At 71.5% G+C, this 18309-nt stretch carries 11 protein-coding genes; 8 read left to right on the top strand and 3 right to left on the bottom strand.

Translation table 11 applies throughout. The features are described from left to right. Positions 1-89 precede the first annotated feature (89 nt). From glgX to C6N31_RS15280, 7 genes are all read left to right on the top strand, one after another. Positions 90-2441 (top strand): glycogen debranching protein GlgX, encoded by a 2352-nt coding sequence (gene glgX, locus C6N31_RS15310; RefSeq protein ID WP_381586249.1) that lies wholly within the window; start codon positions 90-92, stop codon positions 2439-2441. Positions 2442-2485: 44 nt separating this feature from the next. Continuing rightward, a complete protein-coding gene (locus tag C6N31_RS15305; protein WP_381586248.1) occupies positions 2486-3799 on the top strand; it encodes an MFS transporter in 1314 nt (437 codons plus the stop codon). 33 nt (positions 3800-3832) lie between these two features. Then, a complete protein-coding gene (locus C6N31_RS15300) occupies positions 3833-5626 on the top strand; it encodes an ABC transporter ATP-binding protein (RefSeq protein ID WP_138354891.1) in 1794 nt (597 codons plus the stop codon). After that, the gene (locus C6N31_RS15295) at positions 5623-7503 is read left to right on the top strand and encodes an ABC transporter ATP-binding protein (protein ID WP_138354890.1); all 1881 of its coding nucleotides are present in this window, start codon (positions 5623-5625) and stop codon (positions 7501-7503) included. The genes C6N31_RS15300 and C6N31_RS15295 overlap by 4 nt, the downstream gene beginning before the upstream one ends. Positions 7504-7831: 328 nt before the next feature. After that, positions 7832-10111, top strand: a complete 2280-nt coding sequence (locus C6N31_RS15290; protein WP_244809439.1) for a M4 family metallopeptidase — start codon at positions 7832-7834, stop codon at positions 10109-10111. A 309-nt stretch (positions 10112-10420) separates the two neighbouring features. Continuing rightward, positions 10421-10624: a cold-shock protein gene (locus C6N31_RS15285; protein WP_138354888.1), complete on the top strand. Its 204-nt coding sequence runs from the start codon at positions 10421-10423 to the stop codon at positions 10622-10624. A 17-nt stretch (positions 10625-10641) separates the two neighbouring features. Next, on the top strand, positions 10642-12369 hold the full coding sequence (locus C6N31_RS15280) for a DEAD/DEAH box helicase (RefSeq protein ID WP_138354887.1): 1728 nt from the start codon (positions 10642-10644) through the stop codon (positions 12367-12369). An 84-nt stretch (positions 12370-12453) separates the two neighbouring features. Here C6N31_RS15280 and glgP read toward each other — a convergent pair whose 3' ends face one another. Continuing rightward, positions 12454-15072: an alpha-glucan family phosphorylase gene (glgP, locus tag C6N31_RS15275; RefSeq protein ID WP_138354886.1), complete on the bottom strand. Its 2619-nt coding sequence runs from the start codon at positions 15070-15072 to the stop codon at positions 12454-12456. A gap of 184 nt (positions 15073-15256) precedes the next feature. Here glgP and C6N31_RS15270 point away from each other — a divergent pair, with 184 nt between their 5' ends. After that, positions 15257-15886: a mycothiol-dependent nitroreductase Rv2466c family protein gene (locus C6N31_RS15270; RefSeq protein WP_138354885.1), complete on the top strand. Its 630-nt coding sequence runs from the start codon at positions 15257-15259 to the stop codon at positions 15884-15886. A 25-nt stretch (positions 15887-15911) separates the two neighbouring features. Here C6N31_RS15270 and C6N31_RS15265 read toward each other — a convergent pair whose 3' ends face one another. Together C6N31_RS15265 and C6N31_RS15260 are read right to left on the bottom strand one after the other, a co-directional pair. After that, a complete protein-coding gene (locus C6N31_RS15265; RefSeq protein WP_138354884.1) occupies positions 15912-17213 on the bottom strand; it encodes a flavin-dependent oxidoreductase in 1302 nt (433 codons plus the stop codon). Beyond that, positions 17210-18304: a monodechloroaminopyrrolnitrin synthase PrnB family protein gene (locus tag C6N31_RS15260; protein WP_187145028.1), complete on the bottom strand. Its 1095-nt coding sequence runs from the start codon at positions 18302-18304 to the stop codon at positions 17210-17212. The genes C6N31_RS15265 and C6N31_RS15260 overlap by 4 nt, the downstream gene beginning before the upstream one ends. Positions 18305-18309 lie beyond the last annotated feature (5 nt).

The raw sequence follows: 18309 nt of genomic DNA, 5'->3' as shown, positions 1-18309 counted from the left end.
CAGGGCTTTAGTGGGACGCGTGGGGTTCCGCCGTACCGTGGCCGCGGTCGCGTACGGCTGGATCCTGTCGAGCCGCGGGAGGCGAGCACGTGTCAGAGACACGCGAGCACGAGGCCATGGAGGCCGTTGAGGCGGTCCCCCGGCCGAACGGCCTGCGGACGAGCCCTCCGCCGGCCGTCCCCGGGCCCGCTCAGGAGCAGGCTCCGGGGACGACCCCGGACCCCGGGGCGGCAGGCGGCCCCGAGCCCGGGAGCGCGCCCCGTACGGTCTGGCCCGGCAGTTCCGAACCGCTCGGCGCGCGCTTCCGCACCGGCCCCGACGGCCGGCCGGGCACCAACTTCGCGCTGTGGGCGGGCGGCGCCGAATCCGTGGAGCTGTGCCTCTTCGAGGCGGACGGCACCGAGACCCGGGCGCCGCTCACCGAGCTGACGCACGAGATCTGGCACGGCTTCGTGCCCGGCGTGCTGCCCGGCCAGCGCTACGGCTACCGGGTCAGCGGCCGCTGGGACCCGTGGACCGGCGCCCGCTGGAATCCCGCCAAGCTGCTGCTGGACCCGTACGCCCGCGCGGTGGACGGCGACTTCACGCTGCCCTCCGAGGTCTACGCGCACGTCCGTGACTGGCCGGAGCGGCAGATCGCCGACACCGTCCGCGACAACCGGGACTCGGCCCCGCTCGTGCCCAAGGGCGTCGTCGTCCACGATGACGACGACTGGTCCGACGACCACCGTCCCAAGACGCCGTGGTCCGACTCCGTCATCTACGAACTGCACGTCAAGGGCTTCACCAAGCGCCATCCCGGCATACCGGAGGAGCTGCGCGGCACCTACGCGGGGCTGGCGCACCCGGCCGCGATCGAGCACCTCACCGGGCTGGGCGTCACCGCCGTCGAGCTGCTGCCCGTCCACCAGTTCGCCCATGAGGAGCACCTGGAGCGGGCCGGGCTGAAGAACTACTGGGGCTACAACTCCATCGGCTACTTCGCGCCGCACTCCGGCTACGCGGCCGGCGGCACCCGCGGTGAGCAGGTCGGCGAGTTCAAGCGGATGGTGCGCGCCCTGCACGCCGCCGGTATCGAGGTCATCCTGGACGTCGTCTACAACCACACCGCCGAGGGCGGTGAGCTGGGCCCGACGCTCTCGCTGCGCGGGATCGACAACCGCGGCTACTACCGGCTGCAGGACGACCCGCGCCGCTACGCCGACTACACCGGCTGCGGCAACACCCTGCACGTCGTGCAGCCGCACGTCCTGCGGCTCATCACCGACTCGCTGCGCTACTGGGTGACGGAGATGGGCGTCGACGGCTTCCGCTTCGACCTCGCCGCTGCGCTCGCCCGCTCGATGCACGACGTCGACATGCTCTCGCCGTTCCTCGCCGTCATCGCCCAGGACCCGGTCCTGCGGCGGGTGAAACTGATCGCCGAGCCGTGGGACGTCGGGATGGGCGGCTACCAGGTCGGCGCGTTCCCCCCGCTGTGGACGGAATGGAACGACCGCTACCGGGACGCGGTGCGCGACTTCTGGCGCGGCGCCCAGCACGACGTACGCGACCTCGGCTACCGGCTCTCCGGCTCCAGCGACCTGTACGCCTGGGGCGGCCGGCGGCCGTACGCCTCGGTCAACTTCATCACCGCGCACGACGGCTTCACCCTGCGCGACCTGGTCTCCTACGAGTCCAAGCACAACGAGGCCAACGGCGAGAACAACAACGACGGCACCCACGACAACCGCTCCTGGAACTGCGGCGCCGAGGGCGCGACCACCGACCCCGGGATCAACACCCTGCGCCGCCGGCAGCTGCGCAACCTGCTCTCGACGCTGCTGCTGTCCACCGGCGTCCCCATGCTGGTGGCCGGTGACGAGATGGGCCGCACCCAGGGCGGCAACAACAACGCGTACTGCCAGGACAACGAGATCAGCTGGATCGACTGGTCGCTGCTGGACGACCCCGACTGGCGGGGGCTCAGCACGCTGGCCGCGCGTGTCATCGCACTGCGCCGCGCCCACCCGGTGCTGCGCCGCCGCGCGTTCTTCTCCGGCCGCTCCCAGACCCCCGGCGGGCTGCCCGACCTCACCTGGTTCACCGCCGGGGGCCAGGAGATGACCGACGACGACTGGTTCGCCTCGTCGCACACCATCGGCATGTACCTCTCCGGCGACGACATCCCGCAGCGCGACGCCCAGGGCGTCCCCATCACCGACGACAGCTTCCTGATCATCGCCCACGCCTCGCACCGCCCCGCCCGCTTCGCCCTCCCCGGCCACCCCTGGGCCGACTCCTACGAACTCCTCCTCGACACCACCGCCGAGGACCAGTCCCGGCCACCGGGCACCGGATACCCGGCGGGCGGCTCGGTGACGGTGCCGGGGCGCTCCCTCCTGCTGCTGCGCGCCCTCCCGGCCACCACCACTCCGGCCCCACGGACGTCCAGCCACTGAAACCCCTGGACACGGAGAATTGGTCCAGTCCACACTCGATCCCTGTGACCTCCTCCGCGCCACAGCCCTGCGAGAACCCTCTCCTCATCGATCCGCCGACCGGGCCGGCGGCGGGGTCCGTCACAGCGCCCGCGAAGGGCCCGGGGCTGTGGTCGGCCAACTTCCGGCTGTACTTCACCGCGCGCTCGGTCGCCATGCTCGGCGACTCCATGCTGCCGGTGGCGATGGCCGCCGGGCTGCTGCAGTACGGGTACGGGGCCGGTGCCATCGGGCTGGTGATGGCGTCGTACATGGGGTGCTTCGCCGGGCTGGTGATATTCGGCGGCGTGATCGCGGACCGGTTCAACGCCCGGCTGCTGATGATCGGCGCCGACCTCGTACGGCTCGGCATGATGGCGCTGCTGGCCGGTCTGTTCTTCGCCGACCACGTGGTGCTGTGGCAGGTGTGCGCGATCACCGCCGTCAACGGGGTCGCCGCGGCGATGTTCCAGCCCGGCGTGGCCAGTACGGTGCCGCGGGTCGCCACCGATGTGCAGGGTGCCAACGGGGTGGTGCGGACCGCCGAGTCGATGATGGCGCTGGCCGGTCCCGCGGTCGCCGGGCTGCTGGTGGCGTTCGCGTCGGCGGGCGGCGTGATCGCGGTGGACGCGGTCACCTTCGGGGTGAGCGCGGTCTGTGTGTTCCTGCTCCGGCTGCCGCCGGTCGCCCATGAGACCACCGGGCCGAAGACCAGTACCTTCCGGGCCGATCTCGTCGAGGGGTGGCGGGAGTTCCGGGGCCGCACCTGGATGTGGACGGTCATCGTGATCTGGATGGTCTTCATGGTGACGGTGATGGGCCCGGTGACGCCGCTCACGGCCGGTGAGATCCTGCCGGCGCACGGCCCGAAGGCGTACGGCCTGGTCAACTCCTGCCTGGGCGCGGGCACCGCGCTCGGTGCGCTGCTCGCGATGCGGTTCCGGTCGCACTTCCCGCTGCGGGCGGGAGCCACCGCCCTCTTCGGCAGCGCGCTGTACCCGGCGTCCGTCGGTCTGCACCTGCCGGTACCGGCCATCTGCGGCTGCATCTTCGTCGCCGGTTCCGCCTGGGCGTACTGGGGCGTGAACTGGGCGACCAGCGTGCAGACCCAGGTGCCCGGCGAGATCCTGAACCGGATCCACGCCTACGAGGTCGCCGGGTCGGTCGCGATGCTGCCGGTGGGCCAGGCGCTGTCCGGGCCGGCGTCGTCCGCGTTCGGCGCGCGCCATGTGCTGCTGGCGGGCAGCGTGGTGTCCCTGGTGGTCTGTGTGTCGCTGTTGTCGGTGCCGGCGATCCGCAATCTGCGGCGGGTGGCACAACCGGCCGGAAAAACCGGATGAGCGCTGTCGGTGGTCGCCCGTATCGTCGAATCGATGCCTGAAGCGACTTCTGACCCCGCGCCCCCCGGACCCCGATCCGCCGTCCGCTCCCTGCTGCGGCTGTGGCCGTATGTACGCCCCATCCGCGGCCGGTTGGCCGGCTCCGCGGTGGCGGCCGTCCTCGCGTCGAGCATGGCGCTGCTGATCCCGCTCGTCCTGAAATGGATGGTGGACGGCCCGGTCGCGGACCACGACCCGTCCGGGGTGTGGCTCGGCGGCGGCGTGTTGCTGCTCCTCGGCCTGCTGGAGGCCGGGCTGTTCGGGCTGCGGCGCTGGCTGGTGGCGCGGCCGCTGGCGAGCGTCGAGGCGTCGATGCGCTCCGCCCTGTACGGGCATCTGCAGCGGCTGCCCGTCGCCTTCCACGACCGCTGGGCCTCCGGGCAGTTGCTGTCGCGCGCCACGATGGACCTGCAGATCCTGCGGATGTTCCTGGCGTTCCCGCTGGTGTTCCTGGTGGTGAACGGCGCCGCGATCGTGCTGGGCTTCGCGATCCTGTTCTCCCAGGCCTGGACGCTCGGGCTGGTCCTGCTGCTGCCGATCGTCCCGCTGGTGATCCTCTGCTCGGTGTTCGAGGCCCGGTACTCGCTGGCCGCCCGCTCCGCGCAGGACCAGGCCGGCGACCTGGCCACGGTGGTCGAGGAGTCGGTGCTCGGCGTGCGGATCATCAAGGCGTTCGGCCGGCACCGCAGCCAGACCGAGGCGTTCCGGGCGAAGGCGCACGGGCTGCGAAGTACCGAACTGCACAAGGCGACGTTGCTGGCGGACATCTGGGCGCTGATCATGACGCTGCCCGAGGTCGCCATCGGCGCGGCGCTGATCCTCGGGATCATGCAGGTGTCCGACGGCGAGCTCTCGGCCGGCACCCTCGTCGCGTTCCTGACCACCGCGCTCGCGCTGCGCTGGCCGGTGGAGTCGCTCGGCTTCCTGCTGGCGATCAGCAACGAGTCGGCGACGGCGGCCGACCGGTTCTTCGAGGCGATCGACGCCGCGGAGGCCGACGCCGCCGGCCTCGGCGCCGAGCCCGCCGGGGCCCTGGACGGGGTGCGGTTCGAGGACGTCCGCTTCCGTTACCCGGACGCGCCGGAGAACACCCCCGACCTGCTGCACGGCATCGATCTGCACATCCGCCCCGGCGAGACGATGGCGCTGGTCGGCGCCACCGGCTGCGGCAAGACCACGCTCACCGCGCTGATCCCCCGGCTGCACGACGCCACCGGTGGCCGGATCACGCTCGACGGCGCCGACATCGCCTTGCTGTCCCGGGAGCGGCTGCGCGAACTGGTCGCGGTCGCCTTCGAGGAGCCGACGCTGTTCTCCGCGACCGTGCGGGAGAACGTGGCGATGGGCGCGGGGCCGGGCGGCGCCGACGAGGCCGCCGTCCTGCGGGCGCTGGAGACGGCCCAGTGCGACTTCGTCGCCCGGCTGCCGCACGGTCTGGACACCCAGGTCGGCGAGCAGGGGCTGAGCCTGTCGGGCGGCCAGCGGCAGCGGCTCGCGCTGGCCCGTGCCGTCGTCGGCAGTCCGGCCTTCCTGGTGCTGGACGACCCGCTGTCCGCGCTGGACGTGCACACCGAGGCGCTCGTCGAGGCCGCGCTGCGCGAGGTCCTGGCGGAGACCACCGCGCTCGTCGTGGCGCACCGGCCGTCCACGGTCATGCTCGCCGACCGCGTCGCCCTGATGTCCGAGGGCCGCATCACGGCCGTCGGCACCCATCACGAACTGCTGACCGACAGCGCGGAGTACCGCCATCTGATGTCCGGCGACGGCGAGAGGAGCGTGGCCCGATGACCTCCGTGGCCGAACAGACCGGGCAGGCCGGTTCCGGGGAGGAGCCGGCCGGCGCCGTGGACGACCCGATCCGGCCGCCGGCCCCGGACGACCCGTTCACGAAGGATGTGCTCCCCTCCCCCAAGGGCGCGCAGCTCACCCTGCTGAAGTCGCTGCTGACGCCGCACACCCGCCGGGTCTGGGTGGCGACGGTGCTGCTGCTGGTGCAGCAGGCCGCCGTGCAGGCCGGGCCGCTGCTGGTGGCGTACGCCATCGACCGGGCGATCCCGGCGCTGCGCGACGGCCGGCACGGCCCGCTGATCCTGCTCGCCTGCGTCTACCTGGGCTGCGCGCTGGCCTCCGGGCTGCTGCAACGGGCGTTCATCCGGGTCGCGGCCCGGGTGAGCCAGGATGTGCTGATCGATCTGCGCGGCCGGATCTTCCGGCACGCGCAGGCGCTCAGCCTGGACTTCCACGAGCGCTACACCTCGGGCCGGCTGATCGCGCGCGCCACCTCGGACGTCGAATCGCTGCGCGAGCTGCTGACCGAGGGCATGGAGGAGCTGCTCGGCGTCGTCCTGTCGTCGGTCTACATCTCGGTGATCCTGCTCTGGCTGGACTGGAAGCTGGGACTGGCGGCGCTGTTCTCCTGCGCCCCGCTGTATCTGATGATCCGGTCCTTCCAGAAGCGCTCGATGGTCGTCTACCGCAAGCGGTCCACGGCCATCGCCGCGGTGATCGTGAAGTTCACCGAGACGATGAACGGCATCCGGCCGGTCCAGGCGTTCCGTCGCGAGAAGCCGAACGAGGCGGACTTCGCCGAGCTCAACGGCACCCATGAGCGGATCAACGGGGACGCGATCCTGGAGATGGCGCGCTATGTCGTCGGATCCCGGCTGATGGCCAACGCGGCGATCTCCGGAATCGTGGTGTGGGGCGCGTACCGGGTGGCGGGCGGCGGTCTGGCGCTGGGGGTGCTGGCGGCGTTCGTGCTGTACCTGCGGCGGCTGTACGACCCCATCGACCGGCTCGGGATGTTCCTCAACTCGTACCAGTCGGCCGCCGCGTCGCTGGAGAAGATCGCCGGCCTGCTGGCGCAGCGCCCCTCGGTGCCCGAACCCGAGGAACCCCGCGAGCTGCCCGGCCGCGGCGGCGAGCTGCCGGGCCGCGAGGTGCTCTTCGACGGCGTGCGCTTCGCGTACCGCACCGGCGGCGAGATCCTCCCGGTCTTCGATCTGCGGATTCCGGCCGGGCAGACGGTGGCGGTGGTCGGGGCGACCGGCGCCGGCAAGTCCACCCTCGCCAAGCTGCTGGCCCGCTTCTACGACCCGACGGACGGCCGGATCACGCTGGACGGCGTCCCGTTGCGGGAACTCGCGCTTCCGGAGCTGCGACGCGGAGTCGTGATGGTGACCCAGGAGGCCTTCTTGTTCTCCGGGACGGTCGCTGAGAACATCGCGATCGGCAGACCCGATGCCGGACGCGAGGAGGTCGAGCGGGCCGCGAAAGCGATCGGAGCACATGACTTCATCTCCGCGCTGCCGGACGGCTACGACACGGACGTCCGCAAGCGCGGCGGCCGGATCTCCGCCGGCCAGCGGCAGTTGGTGGCCTTCGCGCGGGCGCTGCTCGCCGATCCCGCCGTCCTCATCCTGGACGAGGCGACGTCCTCGCTGGACGTGCCGGGTGAACGAGCGGTGCAGCACGCGATGGACACGGTGCTGCGCGGCCGGACCGCGGTGATCATCGCGCACCGGCTCTCGACGGTGGAGATCGCCGACCGGGTGCTGGTCATGGAGGGTGGCCGGATCGTCGAGGACGGGGCCCCCGCCGAACTGATCGCGGACCATGGCCGGTTCGCGGATCTGCACGAGGCCTGGCGGGACAGCCTGGTCTGACCGGGGCGGCCCGGTACCGGCCCGCTGACCTGGCCGCGACCGGACCGGTCCGCGATTCGACGCAGCGGCGTCCGTATAACGGGCGCCGCGCATCGGTCAACGGACGGAAATCGGCCAAGTTTTCGCCACCCCAATGACATGTACCGGTAAACAGTGGCACTCTTCCCGCAGCCGCCGTACAGCACTCCCCCAACAGCACCACGGGTCTGTGCAGCAGCAGCGGTCACGCACGTCCCACCCGCACGTCGCTCTACCCGGGCAGCACACAACCCCACCTGCCCGTCTGTTCACGGCCCGACCCCGCGGCCGCCGCAGAAGGAGTTCCGTAGTGAGACGATCCCCCCGCAAGGCAGTCGCGGCAGGCGCACTCGCCGCCACCGCCGCACTGCTAGCCGTAGCGCTGCCCTCGGGCACCGCCGCGGCCGGCACCGACGCACAGAGCGCTTCCCACGTTCAGCCCCGTTCCGGCGCCCTGCCGGCCGCCCTCTCGGCCACCCAGCGCGCGACGCTGCTGGCCGACGCCAACGCCAATGTCGCCCGCACCGCGGGCGAACTGCGGCTCGGCGCCAAGGAGCGGCTCATCCCGACCAGCGTTCTGCGGGACGCCGACGGCACCGTGCACACCCGCTACCAGCGCACCTACGACGGCCTGCCCGTCCTGGGCGGCGACCTGGTCGTGGCGAGCACGCCGGCCGGCGCCACCACGAGCGTCAACCGGGCGACCAACGCCGAGATCGCGGTGTCGAGCACCACGGCCACCACGACCGCCGACTCCGCGAAGTCCTTCGCGATCAGCCGGGCCAAGGCGGACGGCGCGAAGAGCCCGGCCCTGGCCGGCTCCCCGCGCAAGGTCGTCTGGGCGGCCACCGGCGTGCCGACACTGGCCTGGGAGTCCGTCGTCGGCGGACTGCAGGACGACGGCACCCCGAACCAGCTGCACGTGATCACCGACGCCAAGACCGGTTCCCGGCTCTTCGAGTACCAGGGCATCGAGACCGGCGTCGGCAACAGCCAGTACAGCGGCCAGGTCACCTTCGGCACCACGCTGTCCGGCTCGACGTACAGCATGACCGACAACACCCGTGGCGGGCACAAGACCTACAACCTCAACCACGGCACGTCGGGCACCGGTACCCTCTTCACGAAGTCCTCGGACACGTGGGGCAACGGCACCACGTCCAATGCCGAGACCGCGGGCGTCGACGCGGCCTACGGCGCCCAGGAGACCTGGGACTTCTACAAGAACGTGATGGGCCGCAACGGCATACGCAACGACGGTGTCGGCGCGTACTCCCGCACGCACTACGGCAACGCCTACGTCAACGCCTTCTGGGACGACGGCTGCTTCTGCATGACGTACGGCGACGGCAGCGGCAACGCCGACCCGCTGACCTCGCTCGACGTCGCGGGCCACGAGATGAGCCACGGCGTCACTGCCGCCACCGCGGGTCTCAACTACAGCGGTGAGTCCGGCGGCCTCAACGAGGCGACGTCCGACATCTTCGGCACCTCGGTCGAGTTCTACGCCAACAACGCCAGCGACGTCGGCGACTACCTCATCGGCGAGAAGATCAACATCAACGGCAACGGCACCCCGCTGCGCTACCAGGACAAGCCCTCGCGCGACGGGACGTCGCCCGACAACTGGTACTCCGGCATCGGCAACCTGGACGTGCACTACTCGTCCGGCCCGGCGAACCACTTCTTCTACCTGCTCTCCGAGGGCAGCGGAACGAAGGTCATCAACGGCGTCACGTACAACAGCCCGACCGCCGACAGCCTGCCGGTCCCCGGCATCGGCCGGGACGCCGCCTCGAAGGTCTGGTACAAGGCGCTGAGCGAGCGCTTCACCTCGACCACCAACTACGCGGCCGCCCGCACCCAGAGCCTGCAGGCCGCTGCTGACCTGTACGGATCCGGCAGCGCGACGTGGAACACGGTCGCCAACACCTGGGCCGCCATCGGCGTCGGCGCACGGGTGCCGACCAGTGGCGTCACCGTCACCAAGCCGGCCGACCAGAACACCGTCGTGAACACCGCCGCGAGCCTGCAGATCCAGGCCAGCAGCACCAACGGCGGCGCGCTGACCTACACGGCCACCGGCCTGCCGGCCGGCCTGTCGATCAACGCCTCCAGCGGCCTGATCTCCGGCACGCCGACCACGGTCGGCAACAACAGCGTGACGGTCACGGCGAAGGACTCCACCAACGCCACCGGCTCGGCCACGTTCAACTGGACGATCAGCCCCACCGGTGGTGGCGGCAACGTCTTCGAGAACACCACCGACGTCTCGATCCCGGACCACGGCGCGGCGGTCTACTCCAACATCGCGGTGACCGGACGTACCGGCAACGCCCCGAGCACCCTGCAGGTGGGCGTCAACATCGTCCACACCTACCGCGGTGACCTGGTCATCGACCTGGTCGCCCCCGACGGCAGCACCTACCGGCTGAAGAACTCCAGCGGGTCGGACTCCGCGGCCAACGTGGTCGCCACCTACACGGTCAACGCCTCCAGCGAGGTCGCGAACGGCACGTGGCGGCTCAAGGTGCAGGACGTGTACAGCGTCGACAGCGGCTACATCAACAGCTGGAAGCTCACCTTCTGACCCGGAACGGACGCCCTGAGGATCCTCTGAGGGCACTCCGGACCGACTGAACGGCTCGAGAACGGCGGTCGCGCTGTGTGACGGAGGTCATGCGGCGCGACCGCTTTCGGGATGATCGTCCGCGACGTTTCTGGTACAGTGGGCTGCGTTGCAGTTGTGGTACCCATGAACTCCATGTGCGCCCGGTCCTTGCGGCCAGGCGCACATTTGTTTTACCGGCGTCATGTCCGGTGTGGGGAGATCATCGCGGCGACGCGGCATCCGTAAAGTGCGGGTGCTGTATTAACTGCACCCATTAGGGAGACAGACATGGCTACCGGAACCGTGAAGTGGTTCAACTCCGAAAAGGGCTTCGGCTTCATCGAGCAGGACGGCGGCGGCGCTGACGTCTTCGCCCACTACTCGAACATCGCCACCCAGGGCTTCCGTGAGCTGCTCGAGGGCCAGAAGGTCGAGTTCGACGTCACGCAGGGCCAGAAGGGCCCGCAGGCCGAGAACATCCGCCCTCTCTGAGGCACCCCTGAGCGCTCATCGCGCCCAGTAGCGAGAGGCCCGCACCGCACGGTGCGGGCCTCTCGCGCGCAGCGGAAACAAAACAAGTGCGGCGCTCCGATGAGCGCCGCAGGACGCCGGTCCGCAGGCGTCGAAGAGGCAGTCCGCGATCCGCCGGACGGCCCCTGGCGCCGAGGGTCCTCCCTCGTCTCCGTCACGAGGAAGGTTCCCCCTTGAAGTTGTTCTCAGAACTCTCCATCTCTCCCGCGCTGGTCACCGCGCTGAACGCCAACGGCGTCACCGAGCCGTTCCCGATCCAGGCCGCGACGATGCCCGACGCGCTCGCCGGCCGGGATGTGCTGGGCCGTGGCCGTACCGGCTCCGGCAAGACCCTCGCCTTCGGGCTCCCGATGCTGACCCGCACCGCCGGGCAGCGGGCCGAGGCCAAGCACCCGCTGGCGCTCGTCCTGGTGCCGACGCGTGAGCTCGCGACCCAGGTCACCGAGGCGCTCGCGCCCTACGCCCAGGTGCTCGGGCTGCGCCAGACGACGGTGGTCGGCGGTGCGTCCATCACCCGCCAGATCGCCGCGCTGCGCAACGGCGCCGAGATCCTCGTCGCCACCCCGGGCCGGCTCGCCGACCTGATCGACCGCCGGGCCTGCATGCTCGACCGGGTCGAGATCACCGTCCTGGACGAGGCCGACCAGATGGCCGACATGGGCTTCCTGCCCCAGGTCACCAAGCTGCTCGACCAGGTGAAGCCGAACGGCCAGCGGATGCTCTTCTCCGCCACCCTGGACAAGAACGTCGACCGGCTGGTCAAGCGCTTCCTGCACAGCCCGGTCACGCACTCGGTCGACCCGTCGGCCGCGACCGTGACGACCATGGAGCACCACGTGCTGCACGTGGACGACGACACCAAGCGCGCCGTGACCGCCGAGATCGCCGCCCGCGAGGGTGGCGTGATCATGTTCGTCGACACCAAGCGCGGCGCCGACCGGCTCACCAAGCACCTGCTGGCCGCCGGCGTCACCGCCGTCGCCCTGCACGGCGGGAAGTCCCAGCCGCAGCGCAACCGTGCCCTGGACCAGTTCCGTACCGGCAAGGCCACCGCGCTGGTCGCCACCAACGTCGCCGCCCGCGGTATCCACATCGACGGGCTCGACATGGTCGTGAACGTGGACCCGCCCGGCGACCACAAGGACTACCTGCACCGTGGCGGCCGTACCGCGCGGGCCGGCGAGTCCGGCACCGTCATCACCCTGGTGCTGCCCGCGCAGCGCCGGGAGAACGCCCGCCTGATGGCGCTGGCCGGTATCAAGCCGCACACCGCGCGGGTCCGCCCCGGCGACCCCGAGCTGGTGCGCGTCACCGGTGCCCGCAAGCCGTCCGGCAGTGCCGTCACCATTCACGACCCGGTGCACGCCGCCGCCCAGGAAGCCGCCAAGCCGAAGACGAACAAGGTCTCCGGGACGCGCGGCCGTGGCCGTCGCCCCGCCGGCGCGGCCACTGCCGGCGCGGGCACCACCGCCGCTCCGACGGGCACGCCGCGCAGCGCGGGCAGCACCCGTGGTGGCCGTGGCGGACGCCCCCGTACCGACGCCGAGGGCGCAGCGGCGGGCTCCGGCCGGGCCGGGGTCAACGGCCGCGGCGGCACCCCCGGCCGCCCCGCCGCCGGCAGCCGCACGGCCGCCGGCCGCGGTGGCGCCGTGGGCCGTCGTGCCCGTCGTGAGGACGGCGCGGGCGGCGGCCGCCGCGCGGCCTGACCGCACAGCGGCACCACTGACGAACGCGACGGCCGGTACCAGGGAGTCCCTGGTACCGGCCGTCGCGTTGTCATGCGTGCCGGGTCAGCGGAGTATGCCCGTCGTCATACCCTCGGATTCGGCGGGAGTGGCGATGAGGCCGAGCTCCGCGGGGGCGGCGAGCAGCGGGTGGGTGGGCAGGACACGGACGGTGTAGCCGAAGGGCCCGGGCCGGTCGAGGGTGAGCGGACCCTCGTACAGCCGGCGCCCCTCGATGTCGGGCTGGGAGGACGGCTTGAGGGAGACGATCGCCGGGTCGGAGATCCGGTCGGCGTCGTCCACCCGCCCGGACAGCACCTGGACGTCGACGTCGCTGGTGTCGAGGTCGCCGAGGGTCACCTGGACCCGCAGGGTCAGGGTGGAGCCCAGCTCGGGGGATCCGCCCACGGAGCCGGTCTCCACATGGTCGACGGTGACCCGGTGCCAGTCGCCGCGGACCCGGGCCTTCCAGGCCGCGAGTTCCCGGGCGGCGTCGCCGGCGATGGCCCGGTGCGCGAGGGCGGCCGGGGCGTAGAGCTGCCCGACGTAGTCGCGCACCATACGTCCCGCGAGCACCTTGGGTCCCAGGGTCACCAGGGTGTGCCGGACCATCTCGATCCAGCGGGCGGGCAGGCCGTTCGCGTCATGGTCGTAGAAGCGCGGGGCGACCTGGTTCTCGACGAGGTCGTAGAGCGCCGCCGCCTCGACGTCGTCCCGGCGGTCGGGATCGTCGTCCGCGAAGCCATCCGCGGTCGGAATGGCCCAGCCGTTGTTGCCGTCGAACCACTCGTCCCACCACCCGTCGAGCACGGACAGGTTGAGACAGCCGTTGAGGGCGGCCTTCATCCCTGACGTGCCGCACGCCTCCAGCGGGCGCAGCGGGTTGTTGAGCCAGACGTCGCAGCCCGGGTAGAGGTGCTGGGCCATGCCCATGTCGTAGTCGGGCAGGAAGACGATGCGGTGGCGGACCCGCGGGTCGTCGGCGAAGCGCACCAGTTCCTGGACGAGCCGCTTGCCGCCGTCGTCCGCCGGGTGGGCCTTGCCCGCGACGACGATCTGGACCGGCCGCTCGGGGTGCAGCAGCAGGTCCATCAGCCGGTCCTGGTCGCGGAGCATCAGGGTGAGCCGCTTGTAGGACGGGACCCGGCGGGCGAAGCCGATGGTCAGGACGTCGGGGTCCAGGACGCCGTCGACCCAGCCCAGCTCGGCCTGGCCGGCGCCGCGCTGCCGCCAGGAGGCACGCACCCGGCGCCGTACGTCCTCCACCAGCTGCTCGCGCAGCACCCGGCGCAGTTCCCACACGGCCGGGTCCGGGATCTCGGCGACGGGTTCCCAGCGCTGGGTCTCGCCGATCATCAGGGCGTCCTCGGCGCGCTGCGCGCCGATCTGGCGGGCGCCGAGCCGGAAGACCTCGGGGGCCACCCAGGTGGGGGCGTGCACCCCGTTGGTGATGGAGGCGATCGGCACCTCGTCGGCGTCGAACCCGGGCCACAGCCCGGCGAACATCTGCCGGCTGACGGCGCCGTGCAGGGTGGAGACGCCGTTGGCGCGCTGGGCCAGCCGCAGCCCCATCACCGCCATGTTGAAGACGTTCGCGTCACCGCCGGAGTACGTCTCCATGCCCAGCTCCAGCACCCGCTGGATGTCGACACCGGGCAGTTCGCCGCCGTCGCCGAGGTGCTGCCCGACCAGCTCGCGGTCGAAGCGGTCGATCCCGGCGGGGACGGGCGTGTGGGTGGTGAAGACCGTGCCGGCCCGTACCGCCTCCACGGCCGCGTCGAAGGCGAGCCCTTCCCCGCCGAGTTCGCGGATGCGCTCCAGGCCGAGGAATCCGGCGTGGCCCTCGTTGGTGTGGAAGACCTCGGGGGCCGGGTGCGCGGTGAGCCGGCAGTACGCACGCACGGCGCGCACCCCGCCGATGCCCAGCAGCATCTCCTGCAGCAGCCGGTGCTCGCTGCCGCCGCCGTACAGGCGGTCGGTGACATCGCGTTCGGTGCGGTGGTTCTCCTCGACGTCGGAGTCGAGGAGCAGCAGCGGGACGCGGCCCACCTGGGCCTTCCAGATGTGGGCGGTCAGCGACCGGCCGCCGGGCAGGGCGAGGACGACGTGGGCGGGGGTGCCGTCCTGCTCGCGCAGCAGGCTCAGCGGCAGCTCGTTGGGGTCGAGGACCGGGTAGTGCTCCTGCTGCCAGCCCTCGCGGGACAGGCTCTGGCGGAAGTAGCCGTGCCGGTAGAGCAGTCCGACGCCGATCAGCGGCACACCGAGGTCGCTGGCGGCCTTGAGGTGGTCCCCGGCCAGGATGCCGAGGCCGCCCGAGTACTGGGGCAGGGCCGCGGTGATCCCGAACTCGGGCGAGAAGTAGGCGATGGCGGCGGGCAGTTCGGAGGACTGCCCCTGGTACCAGCGCGGATTGGTGAGGTAGTCGGTCAGGTCCTCGGAGGCGGAGGAGAGACGGCGCAGGAATCTGCGGTCCTGGGCGAGGGCCTCGAGCCGTTCCCTGGAGACGGCGCCGAGCAGCCGTACCGGGTCTCCGGCAGCGGCCCGCCAGCCCTCCTCGTCGACGGTCTGGAACAGCTCCCGGGACTCCGGGTGCCAGGACCAGCGCAGATTCTGTGCCAGTTCGCCGAGCGGACGCAGCGGTTCCGGCAGGACAGTTCGCACGGTGAAACGACGGATTGCCTTCACGCTACGACGGTAGCCGGGTCCCGCCCCGCGATCCGTCCGCTATCCACGATCCGGTCGTTCAAACGCCCGAACGGACGTGCGCCGGGGCATTCGGGCGGCGCGTCACCGCGCGGGGCGGCGCGGGGTGGGCACCGGGCGGCGCAGGGCCCGGCGGGCTGTCAGAGGTGCCGGTTAGCATCGCCGCATGACCTCTCCTACCTCCCAAGTCCAGCCCGCGAAAGTCGACTTCTACTTCGATCCCGCCTGTCCTTTCGCCTGGATCACCTCCCGCTGGATCCTCGAGGTCGAGCAGCGGCGGGACATCGAGCTGCGCTTCCGCGTGATGAGCCTGTTCGTCCTGAACGAGGGCCGCGAGCTGCCCGAGTGGTACCGGGATCTGGTGGACCGCTCGCTCGGCCCGGTGCGGGTCGCGATCGCCGCCGCAGAGCAGCACGGCGAGGGTGTGCTCCGGGACCTGTACACGGCCATGGGCACCCGGATACACAACGGCGGCAACCGCGAGGACTTCGACACCGTCGTCAAGGAGGCGCTGGCCGAGGTGGGGCTGCCCGCCGAGGTGGCCGCCGCGGCCACCGATCCCCGGTACGACGAAGCGCTGCGCAAGAGCCACCACGAGGGCATGGACCCGGTCGGTGACGACGTCGGCACACCGACGATCCATGTCGACGGCGTCGCCTTCTTCGGCCCGGTGCTGAACTCGATCCCCCGGGGCGAGGAGGCGGCCCGCGTCTTCGACGGCGTCCGGTCGCTGGCCGGCTACCCGGACTTCTTCGAGCTCAAGCGGACGCGGACGGGCTCGCTCTCCTTCGACTGAGCCGCCCGTCCCGCCCGCGACCCGCTCAGCGCACCGCCCGGACGGCTTGGACGGCGCGGACAGCTCCGACGTCGTAGGGGGAACCCTGGTTCACCGTGGCCGGGTCGAACGCGCCGGCCACGGCGTAGCTCCTGGCGATCGTCTCCAGTTCGGTGCGCGGGATCACGTCGTGGATGTCCGTGAAGCCGTCGGGGGCCCGTTCGTGGGCCATGTTGATGACCACCTCCGGGCCCAGCCGGCGGTTGGAGCGCTGCAGTTCGGTCATGGGCGGCCGGCGCTCCGCCTCGTAGGCCAGCAGGGCCCGCGCGGGGTCCTCGTGGGCGGCCATCGCGTGCGCCAGGGCGCGGCCGTCGATGATCGACTGGGTGGCGCCGTTCGAGCCGATCGGGTACATCGCGTGGGCGGCGTCGCCGATCAGCGTCGCCCCGCCGAAGGTCCAGCGCACCAGCGGCTCACGGTCCACCATCGGGTACTCGAAGGCGGCCTCGGCGGCATCGACGACCTCGCCGACATCGACCCCGTCGAAGACCCAGCCCTCGTAGTGGTGGCGGAACTTGGCGGTGGGCACCGGGCGGTTCCAGTCGCTGCGGTCCGGGGCGCCGTCCTGCTCCGCCGGCATCGCCAGCGCCCAGTTGACGAGCACCTTCTCGCCGGGCGCGGCCGGAATCGTCATCGGGTACACGACGGCCTTCTGCCGGTTGTTCCCCGCGATGAACATGAAGGTGCCGACGCGGTCGGCCGGCATCCAGGACACCCCGCGCCAGACCAGCATGCCGTTCCACGGCGGTTCGCCCTCGCCGGGGTACATGGCGGAGCGGACCGCCGAGCGGATGCCGTCCGCGCCGATCAGGATCTCCGCGCCGATGTCGGTGGTGGCGCCGCTGGCCCGGTCCCTGATGGCGACGCGCAGCTGGGCGCCGGGCAGCTCGGTGAAGTCGTCCACCCGGGCGCCGGAGACGACCGCCGCGCGGCCGAGCCGTTCCCGGACCGCGCGGGACAGCACGTTCTGCAGCTGACCGCGGTGGATCGACAGCTGCGGCCAGCGGTACCCGGCGCCGGTGCCGCGCGGCTCCTGCCAGACGAGGCTGCCGCTGCTGTGGTAGTAGCGCAGCTCGCTGGTGGGTACCGACACGGCGGCCAGTTCCTCGTACAGCCCCAGGGCCGCCAGTTCACGGACCGCGTTGGGCATGATGTTGAGTCCCGCGCCGACCGGCTGGATCTCCGGGGCGGCCTCGACGACCATCACGTCGGTGCGGCCGACGGCGTGCAGGCTGAGTGCCGCGGTGAGGCCGGCGATGCCGCCTCCCGCGATGACGATGCGGTTCATCGTTCCCCTTCGGTGGAGCGCCGGACCAGCGTCTCGTTCTCGCGGGTCAGGTCGAGTACGGAGCGCAGCAGTTCGACCGGTGCGCCGCCGCTCCCGTAGTCGTACAGCCGCACCTCGTCGCTGTACGCCTCACGGGCGATACGGATGTGCCGGGCCCGGAAGGTCTTCAGGATGCGCAGCACCCGCGCCAGCGCGACGGCGCTCGCCCGCAGGGTGGGCGGCAGCCGGTCCGCCTCCTCCCAGCTGATCGCGAAGGAGAGCTTGCCCACCGCGGAGGGGCTGCCCTGGTACCGCGCGTGGAAGGTACGCCAGGCCGGGAGGCTGTAGGGCACCGACTCGGTGAGGAAGGACTCGTACCGCCCGGTGCTGCGGTCGGACTGCCAGAGGGTCAGATCGACCAGCCAGAGCGGGACCTGGGCCGCCGCCGGGCCGAGGTATTCGCGGCCGTCGAGGGTGATCTCCTCGAAGTAGGGGCGCAGGACCCGGGCGAAGAACACCGGTGAGACGTTGGCGATGGTGAAGTCGATCGAGTCGACCATGGCCTGGACGAGTCCGGCGAGCCGGTCGAGGCAGGACGAGAAGCGGCTGTCGTGGGGTTCGAGGGTGGCCAGTTCCGAGCAGGCGTCCAGCGAGGCGCACAGGCTGGGGAAGACCATCCGGACGGCGTCCTGGAGGCAGGCCTCCATGGGGTCCCCGGTGTACATGCGCTGGCGGGCGCCGACCGGGTTCCAGGCCGTGTAGTGGTGGACGGTGTCCCGCGGCACCATGCCGGTACGGCGGCCCAGCGCGCGCAGCACCGGCAGCGCCTCCGGTACGGCGTCGAGCGGCTCGGTGCCGTGCCGCTTGACGGAGCCGAGGAAGATGCCCAGGTCCCGCATCGCCGCGAGGTTCTCGACGGTGGAGAAGTCGTCCAGGACGTCGGTGGCCGGAAGGAGTTCGCGCAGCGCGGTGACCATGCCGGACACATCGCCGTCCGCGTTCATGACGCGGAGCTTCTCGCAGGCCTCGTCCGCTCCCAGCGGGTCGACACCGCGTATCTCCTCGATCCGGTAATAGGGCTCTTGCCCTTGGAGCACGTGGAGCACAGACATGTGGG

The organism is Streptomyces fildesensis (assembly GCF_016107395.1).
Lineage (GTDB): Bacteria > Actinomycetota > Actinomycetes > Streptomycetales > Streptomycetaceae > Actinacidiphila > Actinacidiphila fildesensis.
The sequence above is the reverse complement of the archived record's forward strand: the minus strand, read 5'-3'. Positions and strand labels throughout refer to the sequence as shown.

What these genes read in the sequence shown, in the direction of transcription:
- C6N31_RS15300 (WP_138354891.1), top strand. Translation starts at nt 3,833, where the DNA reads ATGCCTGAAGCGACTTCTGACCCCGCGCCCCCCGGACCCCGATCCGCC.
- C6N31_RS15295 (WP_138354890.1), top strand. Translation starts at nt 5,623, where the DNA reads ATGACCTCCGTGGCCGAACAGACCGGGCAGGCCGGTTCCGGGGAGGAG.
- C6N31_RS15285 (WP_138354888.1), top strand. Translation starts at nt 10,421, where the DNA reads ATGGCTACCGGAACCGTGAAGTGGTTCAACTCCGAAAAGGGCTTCGGC.
- C6N31_RS15270 (WP_138354885.1), top strand. Translation starts at nt 15,257, where the DNA reads ATGACCTCTCCTACCTCCCAAGTCCAGCCCGCGAAAGTCGACTTCTAC.
- C6N31_RS15265 (WP_138354884.1), bottom strand. Translation starts at nt 17,213, where the DNA reads ATGAACCGCATCGTCATCGCGGGAGGCGGCATCGCCGGCCTCACCGCG.
- C6N31_RS15260 (WP_187145028.1), bottom strand. Translation starts at nt 18,304, where the DNA reads ATGTCTGTGCTCCACGTGCTCCAAGGGCAAGAGCCCTATTACCGGATC.